This window comes from Streptomyces sp. 7-21, assembly GCF_016741785.1.
GTDB lineage: Bacteria > Actinomycetota > Actinomycetes > Streptomycetales > Streptomycetaceae > Streptomyces.
Map to the genome: position 1 here is coordinate 37,490 of NZ_JAERRL010000018.1, position 10,066 is coordinate 47,555.

The window sequence follows — 10,066 nt, forward strand, 5'->3', positions numbered from 1 at the left end:
TTCGCACCGGGTAACTAGGCTGGTCGTCATGATCCGGAAGGCGCTGGCGGCCGTGCGGCTGTGGTTCTCCCCGCAGCTGGTGCGTGCGGAGGGGACCACGCCGGACTACCGGTTCTCGCTCGCGAACGAGCGGACGTTTCTCGCGTGGCTGCGGACCGCGCTGGCGCTGGTAGCCGGCGGCATCGCCGTGGACCAGTTCCTGACGGACCTGACGTGGGGCGTACGGACGGCGATCGCGCTGGTCCTGCTGGTGGCGGGAGGGCTGTGCGCGGTGCGGGCCGTGAACCACTGGGTGCACTCGGAGCGGGCGATGCGGCGCGGCGAGGACCTGCCGCTCAGCCGTTTTCCGGCGCTGCTGGCGCTGAGCACGGTGGCGGCGTCCCTGATAGTCATCGGCGCGGTGCTCTTCGACAGGACCGGCTGATGAGCGCGGCCCGTGACCACCGGGATCCCGGGGCGCAGCCCGAACGCACGCGGCTGGCGTGGCGGCGCACCACGCTGACGTTCACGCTGGTGATGGTGCTGGCGGTGCGCGCGCTGGTCGAGACCGGCGGCGCAGCGGGAGCGGCGGCCGTGGTGGCGGCGGCGCTGGGCGCGCTGCTGTGGGTGGCGTTCCTGGTGCTGGCGCACCGCAGGATCCGCGCGCTGACGGCCGCGCGGCCGGCGGTGGCGGGACGGGGCACGGTACTGGGATCGGCGGCGGCGGTGATGGGCACCGCCGCGCTGGCCGCGGTGATGCTGGCGGCCATGGCGTAGCAGGCCATGGCGCGAAGCCGCCCCGCACCGCGTTGGGCTGACGGTCCGGTCACCGCTGGTCGCCGAGGCGTTCGGCACGGCCCTCGCGCACGGCTGCCCGGACGCTGGCGCTGCTGCGCCGCTGGTGTTCTTCGCCGCTGCGGGCCAAGGGCGTGCGGAGGACCCTCAGCTACGGGGGAACGCGTCAGTTTCCCCGCGCCGCTGCCGCCCTCCGGCCCGCGGGTGCGGGCGGTGGCCGTGCCCGGGGAGGCGGCCGACGTGCCCGTTGGGGTGCCAGCTGGCGGCCGGAGTCACGGTCGAACGGGAGGGCGGCGCCACGCCGGTGTGCGCCGCTCAGAGGCTGACCCGCTCCTGCCTGTGGGGCCGCACGGCTGGGGCCGGCGGTCCCGGCCGTACGCGGCGGCGGGCGCCTGGCCAGGCGCGGCGGGCCGGGGCGGACGGACGACGGCGGCGTAGAGCTGGGGGTCGTTCATGGCCGCTCACGGTGTTACTTAACGTGTTCACATGCAAGCGGAGCGTATCTGAACGTGTGAACCGGCTCCCCGGAAGAGGGACGGGTGCCCACGATCGTGTGATGGCGAAGCAGACATCAGGCCGCGGCGGCGGGATCATGCCTCTGTGCGCCCTGCCATCGCGCCGGGTGCCGTGAGAACAAGGGACACATGACTCATCGGCGCGACCCGAACACCCGGCTGCGGTCCCTGCTCGCGGAGGCGGGCTGGACCCAGGAGGCACTGGCGCGCGAGGTGAATGCCCTCGGAGCCGAGATCGGGGCCGAACTGCGCTACGACCGCACGGCCGTGGCCCACTGGCTCAGCGGTACCCAGCCCCGGCCGCCCGTGCCGCGGCTGGCGGCCGAGGCGCTCACCCGGCGCCTGGGCCGGGAGATCACCCCGGGCGCAGCCGGCTTCGGCCCGGCGGACGGCGGGGACAGCGGCGGGGACAGCGGCGGGGACAGGGAGGGAGAGGGAGACGGCGGTACCGCGCCCGGGGAGCGCGACCAGCCGCACACCGACCCGGTGGCGGGGCTCGCCGCGCTGTGCCGCCGCGACGCGGACGACGCCCGGCGGCAGCGGCTGCACCAGCGCCCCTACCGCGTCGCCGACTCGGTCGTGCCGCCCCCGCCACGCGGGCATCTGCCGCCGCCCCGGCTGACGGGACGGGTGCCCGAGACGGCAGCGCTGCACGATGCGGTCTCGTTCTTCGCTGCCTCCATCGACGCCCACGGCGGCAGGCACGCCCGCAGCGCGCTGGCCGCGTACCTCGCCGACGACGTGGTGCCGCTGCTGCGGGCCCGTCACCCGGACCCGGTGCACCGGGAGATCCTCGTCGCCGCCTCCCGGCTGTCGTTCCTGCTGGCGCGGATGCACGAGGACGGGCAGCGGCACGGCGCGGCCCAGCGGTACTACGCCGCCGCTCACCGCCTGGCGGCGGAGGCGGGCGACCGGGTCTTGTGGTGCGTGGTGCTGCGGGCGATGAGCGCGCAGGCGCAGCGCCTGGGGCACCTGTCCGCCGCGCTTCAGCTGGCCGCTGCCTCGGCGCAGGGCTCGCGGGGCGCGCCCGCGCCGCACCAGGCGTACGTCCACGCCCAGCTGGCCGTGGTGCTCGGCCTCAGCGGCGACCGGCAGGGCACGCTCGCGGCGCTGGCCAAGGCCGAGAAGAAAGCGGGCCAGGAGGCGCCCGCGCCGGACCGCGGGGCGGCGCCGTTCGACCGGTATCCGCCGGCCGCCCTGCACTTCCAGACCTCGGCGGCCCTGGAGGCGCTGGGCGACCTGATGGGGGCGCTGGGCGCGCTGCGGCGGGCGTTAGGGGAACGCTCCCCGCAGGACGTGCGGGGCGGCGCGCTGACCCGGGCGCGGCTGGGACACCTGCTGCTGCGCGCCGGGAGGCTGGACGAGGCGTGCGCCGCCTGGGACGGCTTCCTGGCCGCCCAGCACCAGCTGCGGTCGGGGGAGGCGGAACGGGCCCTGCGCGACATGCGGCGGGCGCTGGCGCCGCACCGCCGCCGCCCGGGCGCGGCGGAGCTGCTGGCCCGCTCGGCCGCCAGGACCGGCGGCGGCTGACCTTGGCACAGACAGACCGCACCGGCGGGCTCGCGAGCCCGCCGGTGCGGTCAAAGGTGCGGGAAAGCCGCGGGTAAGAGGGGCCGTGTGCCGGGCGGGAGGGCGTCAGCCGTGGCTACCGAACAGCGTCCGCCGCAGCCTGCGCAGCGGCGCGAACAGCTGCACCCGCGCGCCGCGGTTACTCGTGGCGCGCCGCTCGTCCCGCGCGGTCAGCTCCCGCATCAGCGTGGTGGCTTCCTCGGCCTCGCCGGCTGGCACGGCAGGGCCGGAGAGCACGCCCAAGTGGCGGTCAAGGCGCGCACTGCTGGCGCCGCTCCCGCAGTCGATGGCAGGCACCCGTGGCGGCCTGCTGCGCACTGTTATCTGCTTCATGACTCTCCCACCCGTACGAGGGCACCCGGTCCGGGCAGGGTAACCCTAACGCCCCGCTCGCACTCATGGGTATCCGGTCCCACCTTTCACCTTTCCCGGCAACGCCGTTGACGAACACCCGCGCCCGGCCGTTCGCCACGGTCAGCCCCCGGCGCGCCGGGAGAACCCGGGCTTTCCGCGTGCCCGGTGCGCTAACCGCCCATCCACTCACAAGGAGGAATTCCGGCGCCAGCGGCCTCACGCCCCCCGCTGCCCGGCTCCGCGCACCGCGTGCAGACGTTTACATCAGCCTTCGACGGCTTTCACCTGCGACTCTTTCGTCCATCGCGCCTCAGCCGCACCAATATGACAAATCATCAAGATCTTTTTATGTAAACGATTGCATCACCGGCCCGTCAGCAGTACGTTCGCCGCACCGCCATGATGTGGGAGGGACCGGGGACATGGCTGTCAGCATCATCGACGTGGCACGGCTCGCGCAGGTATCCACCGCCACCGTCTCGCGGGCGCTGCGGGGGCTGCCGAACGTGTCGGAAGCCACACGCGAGCGTGTCCTGCGCGCGGCCGAGGAGCTGTCGTACCGGGTGTCACCGCAGGCGTCGAGCCTGGCCTCGGGACGCACCGGGACCGTCGGCGTGGTGCTGCCGTTCGTCAACCGCTGGTTCTACAGCCAGGTCGTGGCCGGCATCGACTCGGTGCTGCGCGCCAACGACCTGGACCTGCTGCTGTACAACCTCGGCGACGCCCGCGTGCACGAGCGGTTCTTCGACCGCATGCCGCTGCGCCGCCGCGTCGACGCGCTGATCGTGCTGAACCTCCCCCTCTCCCAGCGGGAAGCCGAGGCCCTGGTGTCCATGGAGGTGCCGATCGCCGTGCTCGGCACGCGGATCCACGGCTGCTGGCAGGTGTCCATCGACAACGCCGAGGGAGCCAGCACCGCCGTGCGGCATCTCATCAACCTCGGGCACCGCCGGATCGGTATGATCACCGGCGCCCTGGGGGATCCCCGGGGGTTCACCACGCCGATCGTCCGCCAGCACGCTTACCGCACGGTGCTCGCCCAGGCGGATATCCCCTACGACCCGGAGCTGGAGGCACCGGGTCACCTGACGATCGAGGGAGGTGCCGCCGCCATGGCCAGGCTGCGCAGCCTCTCCGATCCCCCGACGGCGGTCTTCGCGGAGTCCGACCAGATGGCGTTCGGTGCGCTGCGCACGCTGACCCGCATGGGGCTGCGCGCGCCCGACGACGTCTCGGTGATCGGCTTCGACGACCACGAGACCGCGGAACTGCTCGACCTGACGACCATTGCCCAGCCCGTGACCTACCAAGGAGAGCTGCTCGCCCGTCAGATCCTCGACGCCCTGTCGGGAGACGAGGCCGAGCCCACACGCGTGGTGGTGCCGACCCAGCTCGTGGTCCGGGGAACCACCGGCAGGGTCCGTGCGGCCGGGACCGCACGGCAGAGGTCTCCGGAGCAGCTGGCGTCCCAGCCCTCGCGTCCGGATCAGTAAGCCCGTATCCAGCGCGGTGAGCCGCTCGACCGCGCCCTGGTCGGGTCAACTCGCTTCAGGAATGGAAGACACGTGCCCCGCACCCGCACTGATCAGCACACGGCCGTGCCCTGGTGGCGCACCGCCGTCATCTACCAGGTCTACATCCGCAGCTTCGCCGACGGCGACGGCGACGGCATCGGCGACATCGCCGGGCTCCGCGCCCGCCTGCCCTACCTGAAGGAACTGGGCATCGACGCCGTCTGGATCAACCCGTGGTACCCCTCCCCCATGGCGGACGGCGGCTACGACGTGGCCGACTACCGCGGCATCGACCCCGCCTTCGGCACGCTCGCCCAGGCGGAGGAGATGATCGCCGAGGCACACGCCCTGGGGCTGCGGGTGCTGCTGGACATCGTGCCCAACCACACCTCCAACCAGCACGCGTGGTTCACCGAGGCGCTGGCCTCGCCGCCCGGTTCGCCGGAGCGGGAGCGGTACGTCTTCCGCGACGGCCGCGGCCCGGGCGGGATGCTGCCGCCCAACGACTGGCGCAGCCGCTTCGGCGGCCGGGCCTGGACCCGCATCACCGAGCCGGACGGCTCGCCGGGCCAGTGGTACCTGCACCTGTTCGCACCCGAGCAGCCCGACCTGAACTGGGCCAGCCGGGAGGTGCGGGCGGAGTTCGAGTCGATCCTGCGCTTCTGGTTCGACCGGGGCGTCGACGGCTTCCGCATCGACGTCGCGCACGGACTGGCGAAGCACCCGGACCTGCCTGACCTCGGCCTGCCCGAGGACGCGCTGTTCGACCACCACTCCGACAAGGAGGACCACCCCCACTGGGACCGCGACGGGGTGCACGAGATCTACCAGACCTGGCGGAAGATCGCCGACTCCTACGCGGGCGACCGGGTGTTCGTCGCCGAGGCGCACGTGCGGCCGGAGCGGCTCGCCGGGTACCTGCGCCCCGACGAGCTGCACACCGCCTTCAACTTCGCCTTCCTGCGTTCCGCGTGGGACCCGGTGATGCTGCGGGAGGCGATCGACGACAGCGTGGCCGCGCTGGAGCCGGTCGGCGCCCCGGCGACGTGGGTGCTGTCCAACCACGACGTGCCGCGGCACGTGACCCGGTACGGGCGCCGCGAGACGGGGGTGCGTGACTTCGACACCGACGCCGGGCCCAGCGACGTGGAACTCGGCACCCGCCGGGCCAGGGCCGCGGCGCTGCTGATGCTGGCGCTGCCTGGCAGCGCCTACCTGTACCAGGGGGAGGAACTGGGCCTGTGGGACGTCGAGGACATCCCGCAGGAGCTGCTGCGCGACCCGGTGTGGGAGCGGTCCAACCACACGCTCCGGGGCCGGGACGGCTGCCGCGTGCCGCTGCCGTGGTCGGGGGCGGACAGCCCCTTCGGGTTCGGGCCCCGGGGCAGCAAGCCGTGGCTGCCGCAGCCCGCGGAGTGGCGCGAGCTGACGGCGCAGAACCAGTCCGGTTCGCCGGGCTCGATGCTGGAGCTCTACCGCGCGGCGCTCCGGCTGCGGCGCGAGCAGCCGGCGTTCGCGGGGGGAACGCTGCGCTGGCTCGACGCGCCCGACGGCGTGCTGCTCTTCGAGCGCGGCCCCGACCTGCGGTGCGCGGTGAACATGTCGGACGAACCGTACCCGCTGCCGCGCAACTGGGGCGTGCTGCTGGCGAGCGACCGCATCACCGGCGGCAAGCTGCCGGTGGACACCACGGTGTGGCTGTGGGGCGGCGGCTCCCGCAGGTAGCGGCCGGGTCAGCCGGAGTACGCCGCGCGCAGCGCGTCCCGCACGGCCGCCAGCGCGGCGTCGTGGCCGAGGCCGAGGCGGCGGGCGCGCGCGGCGTACTCCTGCGCCGCCCTGGCCGCCTCGCGCACCGAGGCGTCCCCGGCCGCCGCGACGAACGTGCCGTGGCGGCCCCGGGTCTCGATCACGCCGTCGGCCTCCAGGGTGCGGTAGGCCTTGGCCACGGTGTTGGCGGCGAGCCCCAGGTCGGCCGCCAGTGCCCGCACCGTGGGCAGGCGGTAGCCCGCGGGCAGTGCGCCGTTCCGTGCCTGGTCGGCGATCTGCGCGCGGAGCTGCTCGTAGGGCGGGCTCGCCGCGCCGGGGTCGATGGTGACGTGCAGGGGGGCGGTCATGGGGCGATTGTCCCGCATCGCGCGCCGGGGCCGCCCCGGCGGCCGCGGTGACGTGCTGGCCGGGCCGGCTCAGCCGAACGTCTGGAAGGCGGTGCGGCGCGGGATGGGGAAGTGGTCACGGCCGGTGACGGCATTGAGGATCAGCGCGCTGCGGTAGGCGCCGATGCCCAGGTCGGGCGCTGCCGCGCCGTGGGTGTGCAGCTCGGCGTTCTGCACGTACAGCCCGGCCGTGACCTCCGGGACGGTGCGGATGCGGTGTCCCTCGGTGATGTCGTACCGGCCCTTGTCGTCCCAGGCGATGAGCTTCTCAACGGGCTCCAGGCAGGCGGGACGCCGGCGGCCGTAGCCGGTAGCGGCGATGACGGCGTCGGTCCTGCGCTCCGTCTCACGGCCGGTGTCGGCGTGGGAGGTGACGAGCGTGATCCCGCCGTCGTCCGCCAGCCGCGCCCCGGCGACCGCGGTGGCCGGCAGCAGCGTGACGGGGGGACGGTCGCCGTCGAGCATGTGGTCGTACAGCTCGCCGTGGATGAGGTCGATCGTCTCCGTGTCGATGCCCTTGTACAGCTGCCACTGGGAGGCGATGAGACGGTCGCGCACGTCCGGGTCGAGGCCGTGGAAGTACCGCATGTAGGCGGGAGTGGTGTACTCCAGTACGAGCTTGGAGTAGTCCAGCGGCGCGAACCCCCAGGAGCGGGTGAGCCAGGTGAGAGCCCAGCCCGCCTCGCGCTGGCGGCGGATCAGGTCCAGGAAGACCTCGGCGCCGGACTGGCCGGAGCCGACGATGGTGACGTCGCGCACGCCCTCAGCGCGGAGCGCGTCCACGCGGTTCAGGTGCTCGCCGGAGTGGAAGACGCGGCCGGGGCGCGCGGCGGCGGCCTCGCGCAGCGGGGCGGGGAGCGACGGCTCGCTGCCGACGCCGAGCGCGACGTTGCGCGCGGCGACCGTGCGGCGTTCGCCGCTGCCGGTGTCACGCAGGGTCAGCTCCCAGCGGTCGCGGGCCTCGTCCCAGCGGATCTCCTCGACGTCCGTGCCGAAGTGGCAGGACGGCAGGCGGGACGCGGCCCAGGCGCAGTAGTCGGCGTACTCGCGGCGGGGCAGGTGGAAGCGCTCGGCGATGTAGAAGGGGTACATCCGGTCGTGCTCGACCAGGTAGTTGAGGAACGACCAGCGGCTGGTGGGGCGGATCAGGGAGACCAGGTCCGCGAGGAAGCCGACCTGCACGGTCGCCCAGTCGAACATCAGGCCGGGGTGCCAGTCGTAGGCGGGCCGCCGGTCGTAGGCGGCGAAGGCGAGGCCGGGCACCTCGTCGGCGAGCGCGGCCAGGGAGAGGTTGAACGGGCCGATGCCGACGGCGGCCAGGTCCAGCACGGCCGGGCGCGGGTCGTCGTTCCTGGGGTCACTCACGAGGCAGCCTCCACAGCCTGTCCCGCCGCGGCGATGGCGGCGAGCAGCTCGTCGATGTCAGTAGTCGTGGCCTGGGGGTTGAGCAGGGTCAGCTTGAGCCGGACGGTGCCGGTGCCGTCGTCGTGCGCGCCGGCGAGGTCGGTGCGGCCGATGAGCGCGGTGCCGCCGCGGAGCAGGCGGCGCCGCAGGGCGGCGTTGACCGCGTCGGTGGTCTCGGCGGCGCGGCCGGGTGCCGCGGGGAGATAGCGGAAGACGACGGTGGTGAGCACCGGTTCCGCGGTGAGTTCGAGCCGGGGGTGGGCGGCGATCGCACCGGCCGCGTACCCGGCCAGGTCGTGGCAGGCGTCGAGCATGGCGCCGATGCCCTCGCGCCCGAGGGCGAGGAAGGCGGCGGCGACCTTCAGGGCATCGGCCCGGCGGGTGGTCTGGAGCGAGTGGCCGAGCAGGCCGTCGTAGCCGGCGGCGCCGTCGTCGTCGGGGTTGAGGTAGGCGACGCGCAGCCCGGTCGGGGCGGCGAGGTCGGCGGCGTCGCGGGCGAGGAGCACGCTGGCGGCGGCGGGCTGCCAGGCGGTCTTGTGCAGGTCGAGGGTGATGGTGTCGGCTCGCTCCAGGCCTGCGAGCAGGGGGCGCAGCCGGTCAGAGAACAGGGCGCCCCCGCCGTAGGCGGCGTCGACGTGGAGCCGCACGCCGTGGCGGCAGCAGACGCCGGCGATCTCGGGCAGCGGGTCGATGGAGCCGTAGTCGGTGGTGCCCGCGGTGGCCACAACGGCGACCGGGAGCTCGTCGGGAGCGCGGTCGCGCAGCGCCCGGTCGAGGTCGCCGGGCCGCATGCGGTGCCGGTCGTCGGCGGGCACGGGGCGCACGGCGTCCTCGCCGAGGCCGAGGACGGCGCAGGCGCGGGCGACGGAGAAGTGCGCCAGCTGTGAGCAGTAGACGACCGGCCGCTGGGACAGCCCGGCCAGGCCCTCGGCGCGGACGTCGCGGCGGGCGCGCAGGGCGGCGTCCCGGGCCATCAGCAGGGCCTGGAGGTTGGAGGCGGTGCCGCCGGGGGTCAGCACGCCGTCGGCGCCGGGGCCGTAGCCGGCCAGCCGGGCCAGGGCCCGGACGACGCGGCGTTCGATCTCCACGGCGACGGGGCCGCTGTCCCAGGTGTCGACGGAGGCGTTGAAGACGGAGGCGAGGACGTCGGCCGCGGCCGCGATGGTCAGGGCGGGCGGCTGGAGGTGGGCCGCGGCCCGGGGGTCGGCCAGGTCGACGGTGCCCGCCGCGTAGGCGCGCGCCAGGCCGAGCACGGCGCGCCTGCCGCCGCCGGTGCGGGGCAGCGGGCCGTCGGGCAGCTGCTCGTCCACCAGCGCCGACAGCTCGTGCGGGCTGCTGGCCGGGAGCGGGCCGGTGCGGCGGCGGAGGGCGCTGGTGGCCTCCCGCATCAGTTCGGTGACGAGCCGTCCGACGTCCGCGAGCCCGGCCGGTGCCGCGGCGAGCAGGCCGGGCTCGAGGAGGGCGGGCGGCTCGGTGACGGGCGGGGGGGCAAGTGGTGCATGTCCGGGCATGCTCATGGGTGCGGTTGGTGTCCCTTGTTCAGGCAGCGGGCGTGGCGGTCTCCTCCGCCCGCCACAATTTAGGTTAGGCATACCTAACTTTGTCAACCGCGTCTCGCGCGCACCCGGCGTAGGCCCGCCATGGGTCCGGCATGGCGCAGGCAGGGACGGCCGGAAACGCACCGCCGGAAAGACGGGCGCTGCTGACCAGGGAGTTGGCCGGGGAGTTGGCCGGGGAGCTGACGGGAGAGCCGGCAGGGACGAGCGCCCCGGCGGCGGGGCTG

9 protein-coding genes are annotated in these 10,066 nt (G+C 74.4%); 5 read left to right on the plus strand and 4 right to left on the minus strand.

The genetic code is table 11. The annotated features are described in order from the left end of the window. The first annotated feature begins 28 nt into the window (after positions 1-28). The 3 genes from JK356_RS19580 (at position 29) to JK356_RS19590 (ending at position 2,819) form a co-directional block, all read left to right on the plus strand. The gene (locus JK356_RS19580; RefSeq protein WP_201869986.1) at positions 29-424 is read left to right on the plus strand and encodes a YidH family protein; all 396 of its coding nucleotides are present in this window, start codon (positions 29-31) and stop codon (positions 422-424) included. Continuing rightward, entirely contained in the window at positions 424-756 is a 333-nt protein-coding gene (locus JK356_RS19585; RefSeq protein WP_201869987.1) for a DUF202 domain-containing protein, read from the plus strand. Before JK356_RS19580 ends, JK356_RS19585 begins: the two co-directional genes overlap by 1 nt. Positions 757-1,418: 662 nt before the next feature. After that, complete coding sequence (locus tag JK356_RS19590) at positions 1,419-2,819, plus strand: hypothetical protein (protein ID WP_201869988.1); 1,401 nt, start codon at positions 1,419-1,421, stop codon at positions 2,817-2,819. A 105-nt stretch (positions 2,820-2,924) separates the two neighbouring features. Here the strand turns inward: JK356_RS19590 and JK356_RS19595 are convergent, their stop codons facing one another. Then, positions 2,925-3,191: a hypothetical protein gene (locus JK356_RS19595; RefSeq protein ID WP_201869989.1), complete on the minus strand. Its 267-nt coding sequence runs from the start codon at positions 3,189-3,191 to the stop codon at positions 2,925-2,927. Between the two features lie 443 nt (positions 3,192-3,634). Between JK356_RS19595 and JK356_RS19600 the strand changes: the two genes are divergently transcribed. After that, the gene (locus JK356_RS19600; RefSeq protein WP_201869990.1) at positions 3,635-4,705 is read left to right on the plus strand and encodes a LacI family DNA-binding transcriptional regulator; all 1,071 of its coding nucleotides are present in this window, start codon (positions 3,635-3,637) and stop codon (positions 4,703-4,705) included. A 72-nt stretch (positions 4,706-4,777) separates the two neighbouring features. Continuing rightward, entirely contained in the window at positions 4,778-6,451 is a 1,674-nt protein-coding gene (locus tag JK356_RS19605; protein WP_201869991.1) for a glycoside hydrolase family 13 protein, read from the plus strand. 8 nt (positions 6,452-6,459) lie between these two features. Here the strand turns inward: JK356_RS19605 and JK356_RS19610 are convergent, their stop codons facing one another. The 3 genes from JK356_RS19610 to JK356_RS19620 all read right to left on the minus strand — a co-directional run bounded on the left by JK356_RS19610 (position 6,460) and on the right by JK356_RS19620 (position 9,800). Further along, on the minus strand, positions 6,460-6,840 hold the full coding sequence (locus JK356_RS19610; RefSeq protein WP_201869992.1) for a GntR family transcriptional regulator: 381 nt from the start codon (positions 6,838-6,840) through the stop codon (positions 6,460-6,462). 69 nt (positions 6,841-6,909) lie between these two features. After that, on the minus strand, positions 6,910-8,244 hold the full coding sequence (locus tag JK356_RS19615; RefSeq protein WP_307815768.1) for a SidA/IucD/PvdA family monooxygenase: 1,335 nt from the start codon (positions 8,242-8,244) through the stop codon (positions 6,910-6,912). Then, complete coding sequence (locus JK356_RS19620; protein WP_201869993.1) at positions 8,241-9,800, minus strand: pyridoxal-dependent decarboxylase; 1,560 nt, start codon at positions 9,798-9,800, stop codon at positions 8,241-8,243. The genes JK356_RS19615 and JK356_RS19620 overlap by 4 nt, the downstream gene beginning before the upstream one ends. Between the last annotated feature and the right edge of the window lie 266 nt (positions 9,801-10,066).

Bases quoted from the DNA above. Each gene is read 5' to 3' on its own strand.
- JK356_RS19620 (WP_201869993.1), bottom strand. From the start codon at position 9,800: ATGAGCATGCCCGGACATGCACCACTTGCCCCCCCGCCCGTCACCGAG.
- JK356_RS19585 (WP_201869987.1), top strand. From the start codon at position 424: ATGAGCGCGGCCCGTGACCACCGGGATCCCGGGGCGCAGCCCGAACGC.
- JK356_RS19600 (WP_201869990.1), top strand. From the start codon at position 3,635: ATGGCTGTCAGCATCATCGACGTGGCACGGCTCGCGCAGGTATCCACC.
- JK356_RS19590 (WP_201869988.1), top strand. From the start codon at position 1,419: ATGACTCATCGGCGCGACCCGAACACCCGGCTGCGGTCCCTGCTCGCG.
- JK356_RS19580 (WP_201869986.1), top strand. From the start codon at position 29: ATGATCCGGAAGGCGCTGGCGGCCGTGCGGCTGTGGTTCTCCCCGCAG.
- JK356_RS19595 (WP_201869989.1), bottom strand. From the start codon at position 3,191: ATGAAGCAGATAACAGTGCGCAGCAGGCCGCCACGGGTGCCTGCCATC.
- JK356_RS19610 (WP_201869992.1), bottom strand. From the start codon at position 6,840: ATGACCGCCCCCCTGCACGTCACCATCGACCCCGGCGCGGCGAGCCCG.